The organism is Actinokineospora inagensis DSM 44258, assembly GCF_000482865.1.
GTDB lineage: Bacteria > Actinomycetota > Actinomycetes > Mycobacteriales > Pseudonocardiaceae > Actinokineospora > Actinokineospora inagensis.
Window position 1 is genome coordinate 17195 of sequence record NZ_AXWW01000058.1, and the last position, 15924, is coordinate 33118.

General features: G+C 71.8%; 12 protein-coding genes and 1 pseudogene. 9 read left to right on the forward strand and 4 right to left on the reverse strand.

Annotated elements, in window-relative coordinates; genetic code table 11:
• Window positions 1-62 precede the first annotated feature (62 nt).
• The 4 genes and pseudogenes from H504_RS0121205 to H504_RS42625 all read left to right on the forward strand — a co-directional run bounded on the left by H504_RS0121205 (window position 63) and on the right by H504_RS42625 (window position 3103).
• Window positions 63-1121, forward strand: coding sequence for an AAA domain-containing protein (locus H504_RS0121205; protein ID WP_026424409.1), 1059 nt, complete (start codon window positions 63-65; stop codon window positions 1119-1121).
• A 154-nt stretch (window positions 1122-1275) separates the two neighbouring features.
• Window positions 1276-1755 (forward strand): annotated as a pseudogene (locus H504_RS44090) (AAA domain-containing protein); the annotation flags it as partial.
• Between the two features lie 26 nt (window positions 1756-1781).
• On the forward strand, window positions 1782-2132 hold the full coding sequence (locus H504_RS42110) for a hypothetical protein (protein ID WP_026424411.1): 351 nt from the start codon (window positions 1782-1784) through the stop codon (window positions 2130-2132).
• Entirely contained in the window at window positions 2129-3103 is a 975-nt protein-coding gene (locus tag H504_RS42625; RefSeq protein WP_026424412.1) for an AAA domain-containing protein, read from the forward strand. The genes H504_RS42110 and H504_RS42625 overlap by 4 nt, the downstream gene beginning before the upstream one ends.
• On the opposite strand, the gene H504_RS0121225 is transcribed toward H504_RS42625, so the two are convergent.
• On the reverse strand, window positions 3025-3696 hold the full coding sequence (locus H504_RS0121225; protein WP_026424413.1) for an MBL fold metallo-hydrolase: 672 nt from the start codon (window positions 3694-3696) through the stop codon (window positions 3025-3027). The genes H504_RS42625 and H504_RS0121225 overlap by 79 nt on opposite strands.
• Window positions 3697-3803: 107 nt before the next feature.
• Between H504_RS0121225 and H504_RS36225 the strand changes: the two genes are divergently transcribed.
• A complete protein-coding gene (locus H504_RS36225; protein WP_051386093.1) occupies window positions 3804-5051 on the forward strand; it encodes an acyltransferase family protein in 1248 nt (415 codons plus the stop codon).
• A gap of 75 nt (window positions 5052-5126) precedes the next feature.
• On the opposite strand, the gene H504_RS36230 is transcribed toward H504_RS36225, so the two are convergent.
• Window positions 5127-5945, reverse strand: coding sequence for a maleylpyruvate isomerase family mycothiol-dependent enzyme (locus H504_RS36230; protein ID WP_035305208.1), 819 nt, complete (start codon window positions 5943-5945; stop codon window positions 5127-5129).
• Between the two features lie 409 nt (window positions 5946-6354).
• Here H504_RS36230 and uvrA point away from each other — a divergent pair, with 409 nt between their 5' ends.
• The 4 genes from uvrA (at window position 6355) to H504_RS0121255 (ending at window position 13222) form a co-directional block, all read left to right on the forward strand.
• Window positions 6355-9207 carry an excinuclease ABC subunit UvrA gene (gene uvrA / locus H504_RS0121240; protein ID WP_026424414.1) on the forward strand — a complete coding sequence of 951 codons (2853 nt, stop codon included), beginning with the start codon at window positions 6355-6357 and terminating at the stop codon, window positions 9205-9207.
• Between the two features lie 145 nt (window positions 9208-9352).
• Entirely contained in the window at window positions 9353-9577 is a 225-nt protein-coding gene (locus H504_RS0121245; RefSeq protein WP_026424415.1) for a hypothetical protein, read from the forward strand.
• A gap of 4 nt (window positions 9578-9581) precedes the next feature.
• Window positions 9582-11912, forward strand: coding sequence for a TOMM precursor leader peptide-binding protein (locus H504_RS0121250; protein WP_157440549.1), 2331 nt, complete (start codon window positions 9582-9584; stop codon window positions 11910-11912).
• A gap of 47 nt (window positions 11913-11959) precedes the next feature.
• A complete protein-coding gene (locus tag H504_RS0121255) occupies window positions 11960-13222 on the forward strand; it encodes a phytase (RefSeq protein WP_026424417.1) in 1263 nt (420 codons plus the stop codon).
• On the opposite strand, the gene H504_RS0121260 is transcribed toward H504_RS0121255, so the two are convergent.
• Window positions 13170-14330 (reverse strand): hypothetical protein, encoded by a 1161-nt coding sequence (locus H504_RS0121260; RefSeq protein WP_026424418.1) that lies wholly within the window; start codon window positions 14328-14330, stop codon window positions 13170-13172. The genes H504_RS0121255 and H504_RS0121260 overlap by 53 nt on opposite strands.
• A gap of 177 nt (window positions 14331-14507) precedes the next feature.
• A complete protein-coding gene (locus H504_RS0121265) occupies window positions 14508-15917 on the reverse strand; it encodes a cation:dicarboxylate symporter family transporter (RefSeq protein ID WP_051386095.1) in 1410 nt (469 codons plus the stop codon).
• Between the last annotated feature and the right edge of the window lie 7 nt (window positions 15918-15924).

Below are 15924 nucleotides of genomic sequence, written 5' to 3' on the forward strand. Positions count from 1 at the left end.
TCCGCCGCGGCGGTGCTTGGTTTAATGCTTTCACCGCTGGACAGGCAGATCGTGGGGGACTGGTGTCTGACTGGAAGCACGAACTGCTCGATGCCATCGACGAGGTCTTGAGCAAGTCGACTCGCGACAAGCAGGGGGAATGGCGTTCGCTTGGCCGGGTGGTACCGCTGGACGGGGACGGCTGGTACTCGCTCGACCTGAGGGTCGGCGCGGGCAGGCCGCCGTCGGTGGACAGCCTCGACCAACTCTGCCTCGCCGACAAAACCGGGCCCGAACGCGGCACGCCGATCGCGGTCGAGCGCAGCCAGGTGGTCGACGAGGTCCTCAAGGTCCGCGTTTCCGGTCGGCTCCCGGCCGGTTGCGACATTCTCTGGACGGTCCGGCCGACCCCGCAGTACCTGTGGACGAAGTTGCGGCAGGGGATTGCCGGGCTCGACAACGCGCCATTGGCGGACAAACTGGCCGCGGGCGCGCTCGATCCGGTTCCGCGCCGCGCGACCGGATACCCGGCGGGATTCTTACCCGCCCAGACCTTCGCGTACGCGGCGTGTGTCGAACCGGGACTGCACGCGGTGTGGGGGCCGCCGGGAACCGGGAAGACGCGTGTTCCCGCGAGTGCGATTGAAGATTTGGTCAAAGCGGGCAAACGGGTGTTGCTGGTATCCACCACCAATGTCGCGGTCGACAACGCGCTCAAGGAGGCCGAACGGCTCCTGGTGCAGGGTCAACTCGAGGCGATGGGCGATGTGGACGAGCGACTGCGCGAAGCCGACCAAGTCCTCGCGAACTACGACCACGACGCCCACCTCGCCGCCCGCGCCCGCATCCGCAACGCCGACGACCTCTCCGTCATGACCGCCCGACTGCGCGCCGCGGAGTCCGACCACCGAGCGGCGGACGAAGAAACTGCGGTCGGCACGGGCGGTCGCCACGACGGCGGAGGCGCGGCGCCGGGAACTCGAACCCGTGTGGCAGGAGTTGGCCAGGGCCAAGGACATGGCGGACCGGCTGGCGGCCAACGACCGGGAACTCGACGGACTGGCGGCCACAGTCAAGGACCTCCAGTTCCGCGTCGACCGCGCGACGGGGGGCTGGCTGGCCAAGAGGCGCGCCGCGGGTGAACTCAAGCGCGGGCGGGCCGAACTCGCCCGGTTGGCCGACCACGTCCGCGGTCAACGCCGGGCGTTGGACCCGTTGATCGAACAGAGTCGAGCGGCGGCGCACCCGGTCACCGAGTCCGATGTGGTCACTCACGCCCAGCACCACGGGCGCGCCATGACCCGCCTCCGGCAGGCCACCGACCATGCGGCCGCGGGCGCCCGCCTGGTGGCCGAACTCGGTGCGCGGTGCGCCGGGATCGCCAAGCGCGGAGTCGCCACCCACGCCGACCCCGAGCAGGTGGCCGCCGACGAACGAGCGGATCTTCCCCTGCTGTACCACCGACGCGCCGCTCGGCGCGTCGAACACGAGGAGCGGCAACGGGAGCGGACCTGGCTGCAGGAGCAGTTGCGGGACCTAGACCAGCGGATGGCCGAGCTCCGCAGGGACGCCGAAGGTGAGATCGTCGCCAGGGCACGCGTCGTGGCGACCACACTCGCCCGGTCGCGGGCGCACCACGCGGTGGCGGGCCAGCGGTTCGACGTGGTGCTGGTCGACGAGGCCGGGGCGGCCGTGCTCGGCGAGGTGCTGCTCGCGGTGGGCCGCGCCACGACCACGGCGACGCTGCTCGGCGACTTCCTCCAACTCGGGCCAGCGAGGCCGAACGGCTCAAGAAGCCGTCAGTGGCCAAGTGGCTCGTCCCGGACGCCTTCACCCACTGCGGGATCCGGACGCCGGAGGACGTCGAGGACAACCCGGGCTGCATCGGCCTGCGGCACCAGTTCCGGTTCGGTCCGAGCCTGCGCAAGCTGGCCAACGACGTCGTCTACCGCGTGCTCGCGGACGGTTTCACCGAGACCGGCGGCAGACCGCCCGCGGACACCGAGATCGTGCTCGTTGACGTGCACGGGTTGGCCGAGATCAACCAGGTGCGCCGGAGCACGAGGTACGCGGGCTGGTGGGCGGTGGGTGCGCTGCTGGCCCGCGCGCTCGCTGAGCACCACGCCGCGGACCCCGATGGGTCGGTGTGGTGACCGCGTACCGGCAGCAGGTCGAGGCGACCCACGCCGCGCTGCAGGACGCGAACCGCAAACTCACCGTGCCGGTCGGCACGGTGCACTCCTTCCAGGGACGGGAGTTCGGCACGGTCGTGTTCGACCTCGTTGAGGACGGCCGGGGTTGGGTCGCGGCGGCCCGGTGGCGCGGCACGGACTTCGAACGCGCGGGTGTGCGCCTGTTCGGGGTGGGGATCACGCGAGCGCGGCGCAGGCTCTACCTGATCGTCGACCGCCACGCCGTGACCGGCGCCCAGGGCGATGCGCCCCTCGGGGCGGTGCGTCGGCTCGAGCGCGACAACCTCGTCCAGTGGTGCCGGGCGAGCGTGCTGCTGGGAATGGCCGATTCGGTGGACATCGCCCCTGCCTCACCGGTCGAGGCCGAACTCGGCGAGGTGCTGCGTGGACTGGTCGACGTGACCGACATCCACGACGAGTTCGCCTTCGACGAGGCGTTGCGCGAGCAGCTCACCGCCGCCAACACCTCGGTGTGGATGTGGTCACCGTGGGTCGGCCGCAAGAGCAGGATCTTCGTCGACCTCATCGCCGCGGCGCGCGGGGTGGCCGTCCGTGTTGCTCGGCAGCCAGAACCCGCTGTCCAGTACCGGAGCCGCGAGGTCATGCTCGCCATCCGCGGCGCCGCGTTCGCCACCCGGTTGCTCACCGACCTGAACGCCGAGGCCCACGGCGACCCACCGCACTGCGACACCTGCGACCGCGACTTTGGACTCTGGCGCTCGTCCGACAAGCGCAGGGGACCGACCGTACTTCTGGCGCTGCCCCACCTGCCGACGCGATCGACCGGTCCAACCGGCCACCGGCGGCCAGTGGCCGGTGGTTCGCCAGTGCCGCCGGTGTCCGATGTGGACTGTTACCAACCCCTGGCTCGCCATTCCGCCAGGTGGGGGCGCTCTGCCCCGAGGGTGGTGTCGTCGCCGTGGCCGGGGTAGATGGTGGTGGTGTCGGGGAGGTCGGCGAAGACGCGGGACTCGAGGTCGTTCATCAGGCTGGTGAAGTCTTGCCGGGTGGTGGTGCGGCCGGGGCCGCCGGGGAAGAGGGAGTCGCCGGTGAAGAGGTGGGGGGTTGGGGTTCGGTGGAGGAGGGCGATGGAGCCGGGGGTGTGGCCGCGCAGGTGGATGACCTCGAGGGTGACCTCGCCCACTTCGATGGTGTCCCCGTGGGTGACCAGGCGGTCCGGTGGTACGGGAAGGACATGGGCGTCGAGGGGGTGCGCGATGGTGTTGGCGCCGAACGCGCCCGCCGTGGCGCCCAGCGCCTGCCAGTGGTCGCCGTGCTGGTGGGTGGTGACGATGGTGCGCAGCGTCGGGCGGTCCTTGCCGTAGCCGATGAGGTCGGAGATGCGCTCCGGGTCGTTCGCGGCGTCGATCAGGAGGGCTTCGCGGGTGGCGCGGCAGGTCAGCAGGTACGCGTTGTTGTCCATCGGGCCGACCGACAGCTTGGTGACGGTGAGCGCGGGGAGGTCGCGGCGGGCCGCCGGGCCGCCGGGGTCGACATGGCCGGTATAGGTCTCAACGAGGTCCACGGGGCGCGACGCTACCTCTCAGGACCTCCTCAGGCGTACCACAGGTTAGCCCCTTATCCTGTTACCAGAGCGTGACCTAATATTCGCCCCCTGTCGCCGACACCTGGATGCTCGTGCTGAGACCTGAGACAGCGAACCAGAAGCGGTCCCCGCGGAAGATCAGCTGGGACGTGTTGCGCGTCGTGGCCGTGTACTCGGTCGTGGTGCAGCACATCACCCACCAGTCGCCGATCAACCACGCGGAACTGGGACCTTATCCGTTCAAGCTCCCGTTGCAGTTCGGCGCGAGCACCCTGCTGGTCATCTCCGCGTTCTTCGTGTGCGTGACGGTGCGGCGGGGCGCGACCAAGCGCTGGCTGTTCAACCGGGTGGCCCGACTACTGCCCGCGTACCTGGTCGCCGTCGTGGTCACGTATTGCGTGTCCCGGGCGACCGCCACCGCGTTCGGCTGGTACCTGCCAACGCACACCGATCTCCTCGCGAACCTGTTCCTCGTGCAGGCCTGGGCGCCGGACTTCCACTGGATCGATGCCTCGTACTGGACGCTGCCGGTGCAGTTGATGTCGTTCGTGGCCGCCGCCCTGTTGTGGCCGCGCGGCCGGCTGCGCGGCCGGGCGCTGACGGTCACGCTGTGGACGCTGGTCGTGGCGCCGCTGGTGATCCGCTACCTGTGGCGCGGCGACGACTCCGCCCAGTGGGTCAAGTCGGTGTTCGACGGCCTCGCCCTGCACCGGGTCGCCCTCTTCGGCGTCGGCGTGGCGATCTGGCTGTGGACCAGGCACCGCATGTCCGGCGCGCACCTCGCCGGGTACCTGGTGGCCGCGCTGGTCGCCCAGGACGCGCACGCCTACTTCACCGACACCCCGTCGACCGTCGCGTTCGGCGTGGTCCTGGTCGGCATCGTGGCCGCCGCGGGCGGGCCGGACTGGGACATCCCCGGCATCCGCCACCTGGCGGGTTCGATCCGCTGGCTCGCGGGCATCTCCTTCGGCGTGTACCTCGTGCACCAGGAGTTGGGTTTCGTCTTGGCCCGCTACCTGCTGGACGCGGGCATCGGCCCGTGGGGCCGGTTGTTCGCCTGCTCCGCCATGGCCGTACTCCTCGGTTGGGCGATCACCCACCTGGTGGAACGCCCGGCACACGCCTGGCTGGTCGCGCACGGCCCGACCGCCTGGGCCAGGCTGCGCGCCCTCGCGACGAACTTCGCCACGGTGGCCCGACCGCCGCACGAGGACATCAAGGGCAGAAAGGGCAGCGAAGACATCGAGGACGTCGTCGTCCCCGCCGCTCGCACCGACTCCCCCGGCGACCGGAAGTTGGACGAGGTGGCGATGGCCACCTCACCGGTGCGCTGACATGCGGAAATCAGCGCGGTCCGCGGGGCACTCGCCCCTCGGACAAACCCCGCGTGAACTCCCGCGCGTGGCGGTTCAGGCCCAGGCGTCCAGCTCCGGCGGCGTTCCGGCGAGCTTGTCGCCGGGGGTTCGGCCCATCAGCCAGCCCAGGACGGCGGCGGCCGGACCGGACAGTTCGCGTGAGCTGGTGGGGGTGGCGATGGGCAGTTCCCAGGTGCGTTGGCGGCCGTCCGGCAGGTCGGCGACCAGGCGCAACGGGGTGCCCGCGCCCCTGGCGCGACGTGGGCGGACGGCCAGGTCCAGCAGTCGGTCCAGGTGGCCCGCGGGGATGTCGGCGTAGGTGATGCCCGCGTCCAGGTCGACCAGGTGGTTCCACGCCTCGGACAGGGCCAGTTCGGGGACCTCGGCGGCGCTGATGGGCGCACCGGACGGGTGCAGCACGGTGACACCCCAGTCGGCGTCGGTCAGCCGGGCCGCCGCGGTGTGGAATCGGTCACAGGCGGCGTAGAGGTCCTCGCGGATGACCTGGACCAGGCGGCCCGCGCCGTCGGCGATGTCGGCGTTCCGGTCGGCGCGGCTGGCGTAGGCCGGGTGTTCGACGCCGGTGCGGGCCCAGGTCATCAGGTTGACCAGGGCGTCGGCGTTGCGGGCGAGGTGGGAGACGACGTGTGCCCTGGTCCAGCCGGGCAGCGTGCTGGACGCGCGGTACGCCGGGTCCGGCAGCTCCGCGACCACCCGGTGCAGCACGGTCCACGCCTCGCGGACCGCCTGGTGCCCGGCCACGGCCCGGCTCGCGCTGTCGGATCGGCGCTGACCAGGCAGTTCGGCCGCCGAGGCGGCCGCTCCGGTGGTCGTGCTCGCGCTCTCGGACGCGTGCGCGGATGTGTCGGACACGCTCATACCCACCCCCGGGACTGGTGCTGCTGGTGTGATCGGAGCAACGTGCTCCCACCCTCAGCGTAAGCCGTTGCGGTTACCGGTGGGTACCGGCCGCGCGGGTGCATCGGGTCTCCCGGTCGGTCAGAATTGTCGGTGCCCCCGTCTAGCATCCCCCTCGCAACCGCCCGTCCTCAGCCGCCAGCCGGGTAACCGGCCGGTGACGTGGGCATTCGTGTCCCCGGGGCGCGCACGACCTCGTGTCGTCCGCCGCGCACCAGGGGCCCGCCGGACCAGCGGGGGCACCCCGAGACAGTGAGCAAGAACCGCCAAGAGCACCGAAGTACCACCGAGCACACCGAGTACACCGTGTACGCCGAGTGCACCCCGGTACGCACCGGTGCTCAGCACTACTGAAGGGACCTCAGTGGCCGACCGCCTCGTCGTTCGCGGCGCCCGGGAGCACAACCTGCGTGGCGTGGACATCGACCTCCCGCGCGACAGCCTGGTCGTGTTCACCGGCCTGTCCGGCTCCGGCAAGTCCAGCCTGGCCTTCGACACGATCTTCGCCGAGGGGCAGCGCCGCTACGTCGAGTCGCTCTCGGCGTACGCGCGGCAGTTCCTCGGTCAGATGGACAAGCCGGACGTCGACTTCATCGAGGGCCTCTCGCCCGCGGTGTCCATCGACCAGAAGTCGACCAGCCGCAACCCGCGGTCAACGGTCGGCACGATCACCGAGGTCTACGACTACCTGCGGCTGCTCTACGCGCGCGCGGGCAAGCCGCACTGCCCCACCTGCGGTGAGCCGATCAGCAAGCAGACCCCGCAGCAGATCGTCGACCAGGTGCTGGCGATGGAGCAGGGGGTCCGGTTCCAGGTGCTCGCCCCGGTCGTGCGCGGCCGCAAGGGCGAGTACGTCGACCTGTTCGCGAACCTGCAGACCCAGGGCTACTCGCGGGCGATGGTGGACGGCACGGTGCACCCGCTGACCGACCCGCCGAAGCTGAAGAAGCAGGAGAAGCACGACATCTCGGTGGTGATCGACCGGCTGGCGGTGAAGGCGGCGTCCAAGCAGCGGCTCACCGACTCGGTGGAGACGGCGCTGCGGCTGGCCGACGGGCTGGTCGAGCTGGAGTTCGTCGACCTCCCGGAGACCGACCCGAACCGCACCAGGGGCTTCTCCGAGCACCTGGCCTGCCCGAACGGGCACCCGCTCGGCGTCGAGGACCTGGAGCCGCGGTCGTTCTCGTTCAACTCGCCCTACGGCGCGTGCCCGGAGTGCACCGGCATCGGCGTGAAGAAGGAGGTCGACCCGGAGCTGGTGGTGCCGGACGACGAGCTGTCGCTGGCCGACGGGGCGATCGCGCCGTGGGCGGGCGGGCAGACCGCCGAGTACTTCATCCGGCTGCTCACGTCGCTGTCGGAGTCGGTCGGGTTCCGGATGGACGCCCCGTGGCGCAAGCTCCCGGCGAAGGCGCAGAAAGCGGTGCTGCACGGCGTCAGCGATCAGGTGCACGTGCGCTACAAGAACCGCTACGGCCGCGAGCGCTCGTACTACGCCGCGTTCGAGGGCGTGATCCCGTTCCTGGAGCGGCGGCAGGAGCAGACCGACTCCGAGTACATGCGGGAGAAGTATGAGGGCTACATGCGGGAGGTGCCGTGCCCGTCGTGCCGCGGTACCCGCCTGAAGCCGGAGATCCTGGCGGTGACGCTCGCGCACGCCAAGCAGGGCGACAAGTCCATCGCCGAGGTCTCCAACATGTCGATCGGCGAGTGCTCGGCGTTCCTGGACGGCCTGAAGCTGGGCAGGCGCGAGACGATGATCGCGGGTGCCGTGCTCAAGGAGATCCAGGCGCGGCTGCGGTTCCTGCTCGACGTGGGGCTGGACTACCTGTCGCTGGACCGCGCGTCCGGCACCCTGTCCGGTGGCGAGGCGCAGCGGATCCGGCTGGCCACGCAGATCGGCTCCGGCCTGGTCGGCGTGCTGTACGTGCTGGACGAGCCGTCGATCGGGCTGCACCAGCGGGACAACCACCGGCTGATCGAGACGCTGACCCGGCTGCGTGACCTGGGCAACACGCTGATCGTCGTCGAGCACGACGAGGACACCATCCGCGCGTCGGACTGGGTGGTCGACATCGGCCCCGGCGCGGGGGAGCACGGCGGCAAGGTCGTGCACAGCGGCACGTTCAAGGAGTTGTTGAAGAACAAGGAGTCGCTGACCGGGGCGTACCTGTCCGGGCGCAGCGAGATCCCGATGCCCGACGTGCGCAGGCCCATCGACAAGAAGCGGCAGTTGACCGTGGTGGGCGCGCGCGAGCACAACCTGCGCGGCATCGACGTGTCGTTCCCGCTGGGCGCGCTGGTGTCGGTGACGGGGGTGTCCGGCTCCGGCAAGTCCACCTTGGTCAACGACATCCTGGCGACGGTGCTGGCGAACAAGCTCAACGGCGCGCGGCAGGTGCCCGGTCGCCACACCCGGGTGAAGGGCCTGGAGCACGTCGACAAGCTGGTGCAGGTCGACCAGTCGCCGATCGGCCGCACGCCGAGGTCCAACGCGGCCACGTACACCGGCGTGTTCGACCACATGCGGAAGTTGTTCGCGTCCACCACCGAGGCGAAGGTCCGCGGCTACCAGCCCGGCCGGTTCTCCTTCAACGTCAAGGGCGGCCGCTGTGAGGCCTGCGCGGGCGACGGCACCATCAAGATCGAGATGAACTTCCTGCCCGACGTGTACGTCCCGTGCGAGGTCTGCAAGGGCGCCCGGTACAACCGGGAAACCCTGGAGGTGCACTACAAGGGCAAGACGATCGCCGAGATCCTGGACATGCCGATCGAGGAGGCAGCCGAGTTCTTCGAGCCGATCAAGGCCATCCACCGGCACCTGGCCACCCTGGTCGACGTCGGCCTCGGCTACGTCCGGCTCGGCCAGCCAGCGCCGACCCTGTCCGGCGGCGAGGCACAGCGGGTGAAACTGGCCAGCGAGCTGCAGAAGCGCTCCACCGGCCGCACCGTCTACATCCTCGACGAGCCCACCACCGGCCTGCACTTCGAGGACATCCGCAAGCTGCTCGGCGTGATCAACGGCCTGGTCGACAAGGGCAACACGGTGATCGTCATCGAGCACAACCTGGACGTGATCAAGGGTTCGGACTGGATCGTCGACATGGGCCCCGAGGGCGGCTCCGGCGGCGGCACGGTCATCGCCGAGGGCACCCCGGAGGACGTGGTGAAGGCGGACGGCAGTTACACCGGCGAGTTCCTCGCGCACGTCATGTGAGCGCGGCGACTACCCCGGGAGCACGCCCGGTTTCGGGTGGTAACCAGCGGAAATGACAACTGGACACGGTGTATCCCGGTCGCGGATGCTGGCTCTTACCTCGTAGTCGCGGCCACCCGGGCCCGCGGCCGGGAGGGGTCTGTCCGTGTCCGACACCAGGGAGCTCGAAGCCAGAGTCGTGCAGCCGCACCGCGCCACCGCCGCAGCGCTGGCCCTCGTCCACGGCGACGAGCGGCTGCGCCGCTGGGACGCGCGCAAGGGCATCACGGCCCCCGCCGAGTTCCGCCTGATCGCCCCCGGCCGCCACCACCTCCGCCGTGACAACGACCACAGTGGACCCCAGCCGTGCGGCCCGCCGCGTGGGTGGTGACCAGGTGCCCACCGACGACACCACCGGCTGGGCCGCCAACTCCGGCGCGGTCGACACCCGACCCCCGCCACCCGCGTCCACCTCGGCCTCACCCGAGGTGGACGAGACCCAGGTGGTGCGGCCGGGTTCGATGATCGGGTCGGTCGTGGTCGACGCACCCGGGGCCGCGTCGTCCGAGCCGGAGGCGACGCAAGCTGTCGCGGTCGATGAGGTGGACGAGACCCAGGTGGTGCAGCCGGAATCGGTCGCGGTGGAGCCGGAGACGACTCAGGTTGTTGGCGGCGGCGAAACGGATGACACCCAGGTGGTGCGGCCCGAGTCGATCATCGTGGTCGAGTTGCCCGCCTGGCCTGAAGAGGCCGACGCGACTCAGGTCGTGCCGCCGGAGTCGATCGGTGTCGAGTCGGAGGCCACCCAGGTGGTCGATGGCGATGGGATTGACGCCACTCAGGTGGTTTCGCCGGATGTCCTCGCGATCGAGTCCGCGACGACGGCGGTTGGGGTGGACGCCGGTGAGGTTACCCGGGTGTTCGCTGTTCCGGCGGAGTTCCGGCAGCAGAAGGTCGTCCCCGTCAAGCCGCCGGTGAAGGACTTGCGGCAGTGGGTGCGGCACGAGTTCGGTACGACCGTCGCGTTGGCCGGGGGACCGGTGCTGCCCACGGCGAAGCTCGCGGTGGTTTTCGGGGCGGATCCGGTGTTCGAGCGGCAAGCGCGAGCGGCGAAGGTGCGGGCGTTGACGGTGGCCGTCGAGGACGGCGTGGTTGTCGTCGGGCCGTTGGCGGTGCCCGGGGAGCCGGGTTGCGCGGCGTGTGCGCGGGCCCGGGTGCTCGCCGCTGCCGCGTCCTCGTCCCGTCCGGTCGACGTCGAGGCGACCGAGGTGGTGGTCGCCAGGCCGATCCCGGCGACCGTTGTGTCCACAGTGGACGAAATGCTGCGGGCCGCGATCGGCGGTGACCGGGCGTTGCGGAACTTCGTGGTCGAAGTCGGGGACGCGTTGTGGCACAAGGTGATCCCACTCGCCGACTGCGAGCACTGCGGCGGCGCGGACGGCATCGCGACCCTCGGTCTCCCCGAGGACGAGGACGACCCCGAAGCGCTCCTGCAGGCCCTGGCGGGCTGGGTGGACCCGCTGACCGGCGTCATCCCGTGGGTCTCGGTGTCGGAACCGCTGCGGGGTGGGCCGTTCGTGGCGACCGCGGCGCCGCCGCACATCGCGCAGGGGGTGGACGTGCGGGCCACGCCGATCGGCTGGGGCAAGGGGATGACCCGGCACGAGGCGATCTTGTCCGCGGTGGGGGAGGCGGTCGAGCGGTACTCGGCGTCGCTGCCGGACCCCGACCGCGTCGTGTGGGCGCGGTCCGCCGACCTCGACGGCGAGATCCTGGACCCGCGCGAGTTCGCCCTCTACGAACCGCAGCAGTACGCCACGCAGGGCTTCCCGTACGTGCCCTACGACCGCCGGGTCGACCACCCGTGGGTGCGCGGCACCTGGTTGGGCGCGGACCGACCGGTGTGGGTGCCCGCCGTGTTCGCCTTCCTCGCCATGGGGCTGCTCAAGGAGCACCTCATCTGCCAGGGCACCTCCAACGGTCTCGCCGCGGGGGCCAACGCCGACATCGCCGCCGTGTCCGCGACGCTGGAGCTCGTCGAGCGCGACGCGATGATGTCGGCGTGGTTGACCGGCGCCAAGGGGCGGTTCGTCGAGCTGGACGACACGCTCGACATCGAGGTGGCCGACGTCGTCGAGGCGATCCGCGAGGCGGGACCCACCGTCGAGATCTACCTGCTGCCCACGTCCGCCTACGGCAGCACCGCCGTCGCCCTGGCCATCGGGGACGGCAGGCGGTGGCCGGGCGTGGCGATGGGGTTGGGCGCCGACCGCTCCCCGCGCGCCGCCATCCGCTCCGCCGTGCTCGAACTCGCCCAGACCGGCCCGCACCTCGCGGCGCTGCTGCGCGACCGGCACCGGGTGCCGCGCGACCCGACCGAGGTCCGCGACATGCTCGACCACGCCGCCTACTACTTCCCGCCCGACCGCGTCGACGCCTTCGACCGCCTCCGCTGCGGCGGCACCTCGCGCCTGGCCGACCTGCCCGAACCCGCCTTCGACACCTCGCTGGCCGACCTGGGCGCGCAGTTGGGCGGGGCAGGCGTGCGGGTCGCGGTGGTGGACGTGACCAGCGCCGACGTGGCCACCAGCCCGTTCCGGGTGGTGCGCGCGGTCAGCCCGGACCTGCAGCCGATCAACTACGGGTTCGGCACCGACCGGGCCCTGGTCAGCAGGCTCCGCCACCGCGGCTTGCCGGTCCGCCGGGTGATTCATCCGATTTGGTGATGTCGCGTTCACCGGCCGGTCAGCGGCGGTGGGCACGATCACACCCCATGCGCCGTACCGCCGCCGTCCTGGCGTCCCTGGCCCTGCTCCCCGTCCTCACCCTCCCCGCGACCGCCGACCTGCCCCAGGTCCGCGCGGTCACCGAGACCCCACCGAACTACGACGACAAAGCTGGTGGCAAGGCCGACGCCGACGACCCGGCCATCTGGATCAACCGCGAGCACCCGGAGCGCAGCCGCGTCATCGGCACGCTGAAGAACGCGGGCCTCGACGTGTTCGACCTGGCGGGCAACCGCCTGCAGCACTTCGCCCCGCCGCCCGCGCCCACCCCGGACGCCGAGGCGGGCCGGTTCAACAACGTCGACGTGGTGCAGGCCGCCCGGGTCGGCCGCCGCACGCTGGACCTCGCCGTCGTGTCCGACCGGGGCCGCGACCGGATCCGGGTCTACGCCATCGATCGGTCCGGCGTGCTGACCGACGTCACCACCGCCACGCCGCCGCGCGCGTTCAGCGCCACCGAGGCCGAGGTCGACGACCAGCGCACCGCCTACGGCCTGGCCGTGGTGCCGGACCCGGCGGGTGGCGCCCCGTGGGTGGTCACCAGCAGGCGGCACGAGACCCGGATCGGCGTGTTCCGGCTGGCCGACGACGGCACCGGCCACATCACCTACCGCCGCGCCGATCTGCTCGACCTCCCCGCGACCTTCCCGGTCCCGGGCGGTTCGTGGTCGCCGTGCGAGGACCCGGGGGAGGGGCCGCAGGTCGAGGGCATGGTGTTCGACCCGACCGACGGGGTGCTCTACGCCGCGCAGGAGGACGTCGGCGTGTGGCGGATCCCGTTGCGGGACGGTCGGTTCGGCAAGCCCGCCCTGGTCGACAGGGTCCGCGAGTTCGGGCGGCCCGCCGGTTACGACGAGACCGCCGAGGAGTGCGTGTTCACCGGCCCGCCGTCGCCCGCCGCCGGTCGGTACATCTCCGCCGACGCCGAGGGCCTGACGATCGCCTACGGCAGGCACGGCGAGAAGACCCTGCTCGCGTCCAGCCAGGGCGACAGTACGTTCGTCGTCTACGACATCAGCCGCGGCTTCCGGCACACCACCGGGTTCGCCGTCGCCGATGGCTCCACTGTGGACGGTGTGCAGCACAGCGACGGCGGCGCGGTCACCTCGACCCCGCTCGGCCGGGACTTCCCGCACGGGCTGCTGGTGCTGCACGACGGCGAGAACACCCCGGACGACGGCCGGGTGAGCACCAACTTCAAGTTCGTGCGCTGGGAACAGGTTCCCGGGTCCGGCCGAGCAGGGCGCTGACGCCGACGAACGCCGCCGCCAAGACCAGGGCCGCCGCGACCCACCAGGTCGGGTGGCCTTGGTCCACCAGCGGCGGGCCGAGCAGGTCCCGGTCGCCGATCGGGCCCGCGGGCGCCCCGACCAGGCCGAGGACCACCACCAACACCAGCGGCGCCCCGCCCACCTGGTCCGCCGCGACCGCGCCCGCCAACACGACGAGCCCGATCCCCACGGCGAGCAACACCGGCGCGTGCCCGCCGACGAGCGGCAGTTCCACCCCGGCCACCGTCGCCGTGATCGCGAACAGCGCGGCCCGCCACCGGCTCAACCCCAGCGCGCCGAACACCAGGCCGCCGACCACCAGCGCGGCCCAGGCGAACACGCTCGGCCGGGACCCCAGGCCCATGTCGATCCGCGCCCCGGCGCCGACCAGCGCCACGCCGACGACGCCGACCACCATCAACGCCACCGTCTCCGCCGCCGCGTGTACCGCGACGAACACGGCCACCCCCAGCAGCACCACCAGAGCCGACACCCCCACCGGCTCGACCCCGACCCCGGCGGCGAGCACCCCGGCCACCAGCAGCCACGGCGACCCGGGCCGCGCGCCCGCGTCCCGCCTGCTCATCAGCACGCCGCTCGCCGCGCCCGCCACCGCGAGACCCGCCGCCACGAACGGCACTATGTCCCATGTGGACGGTGCAAAGCCGTTGCCCGCCAACGGACCGCTCACCGCGAACGCGCCGACCGCGATACCGCCCAGCGCCGAACCGTAGGCCCGGTGCCCACCCGCGAGCAGCCGCGACGCCGCGCCGAGCGCGCCCAACACCAGCAGGACCGCGGCGACCGAGGTCAACACCGACACGAGCCGCAACCGGGCGGCCGGGTCCTCGGGCAACGGGCTGCTGTCCACCCACAACACCGCGTCGGCCAGGCTCAACGCCCCGCCGACCACCAACACCCAGGGCCAGGCCCGACCGGGGAATCGCCACAACGGCACCAGCGCGCCCACCGCGACCAACGGCGGCACCCACCACAGCCCGCCGAGCCCCCCGGCGGGCGCGGGATGGCGCAGCAGCAGCGCGCCGGTCGTGGCGAGGGCGGCCAGGAAGGCCCACCGAGAGGTCATGATCGCGATCGTACATCGTACGAAGTAGGCGGGCCCCCGCCTTCGCCCGCCGACCACGCGGTCGCCACGACGGCGCCCGAACCCGCGTCGTCCGACCCCGGAGGCGCCGAACCGCCCGCACCGGGGGCATCGGTGGCGGGCGGCTCGGCCGGTACAACGAACGACGTCGGCGCCAGGCTACGCCTCACGCGCGTTTTCCCGTGCGTTCGCCCGTGCGGCCGAATCCGAAGCGGGTTCCGCCGTCGGTTCGTGCGCACCGTCATCGGGGTGTGCGTCCACCTGGGTCGCCTCGTCAAACGGTTGGCGGCCGGAGAGGACGGCGGCGGCGCGGTCCCGGTCCAGGCCGCCGGTCCACGCGCCGACCAGGACCGTGGCCACCGCGTTGCCCGCGAAGTTGGTCAACGCCCGCGCCTCGGACATGAACCGGTCGACGCCCACGACCAGGCCGACGCCGGGCACCAGGTCCGGCCGGTGCGCCTGCAGACCGCCCGCCAGGGTCGCCAGGCCCGCGCCGCTGACCCCGGCCGCGCCCTTGGCGGCCACGACCATGAACGCCAGCAGGCCGAACTGCTCGGCGACCGACATCGGCCTGCCGGTCGCGTTGGCGACGAACAGGGTCGCCATCGTCAGGTAGATCGCGGTGCCGTCGAGGTTGAACGAGTAGCCCGTCGGCACGGTGATCCCGACGACCGGCTTGCTCACCCCGAGGTGCTCCATCTTCGCGATCAACCGCGGCAGCGCCACCTCCGACGACGACGTGGACAGGATCAACAGGAACTCGCGGCCGAGGTAGCGCAGCAGCGCGAACAGGTTCAGCCGGGTGACCGTCCACAACAGCGGCCCCAGCACGACCACGACGAACAGCGCGCAGGTGGCGTAGAAGCCCACCATGATCACGGCGAGGCTGGTGAGCGCGGCCACCCCGGTCGCGCCGACCACCGCCGCGATCGCGCCGAACGCGCCGACCGGCGCCGCCCACATGATCATCGCCAGTACCCGGAACACCAGGCGCTGCAGGTGCCCGATCCCGCGCCGGACCGGCTCGCCCGCGGCGCCGCTGAACTGCAGGGCGAACCCGACGAGCAGCGCCACCAGCAGTGTCTGCAGCACGTTGCCCTCGGTCAGCGCCGACACGAGCGTCGCCGGGATCAACCCGAGCAGGAACTCGGTGGTCGACGCGCCGCTCTTGGCCTGGGCCTGGCCGGTCGCCCGCAGCGCGTCGGTCAGGTGCAGGCCGTCGCCGGGGTGCAGCACGTTGCCGACCAGCAACCCGATCGCCAGCGCGACCGTGGACATCACCAGGAAGTAGCCCAGCGCCAGGCCGCCGACCCGGCCGACGCTGCTCGCCCTGGCCACCGAGCCGACCCCGAGCACGATCGTGCAGAAGATGATCGGGCTGATCATCATCTTGACCAGCGCGACGAACCCGGTGCCCAGCGGCGCCAGCGCCTTGCCGGTACCGGGGAACAGCAGGCCCACCGCGATGCCGAGCGCGACCGCGACCACCACGGCCAGGTACAGCAGGTGGGTGTGGTCACGCCGGGCGCGCGGCGGGGGAGCGTCCTCGGCTGGGCTGCTGGTGCTCACGGGGCCG

Excerpts from the sequence above, each read along its gene's own strand:
- H504_RS36225 (WP_051386093.1), top strand. The coding sequence starts at position 3,804 with ATGCTCGTGCTGAGACCTGAGACAGCGAACCAGAAGCGGTCCCCGCGG.
- H504_RS0121255 (WP_026424417.1), top strand. The coding sequence starts at position 11,960 with ATGCGCCGTACCGCCGCCGTCCTGGCGTCCCTGGCCCTGCTCCCCGTC.
- H504_RS0121260 (WP_026424418.1), bottom strand. The coding sequence starts at position 14,330 with ATGACCTCTCGGTGGGCCTTCCTGGCCGCCCTCGCCACGACCGGCGCG.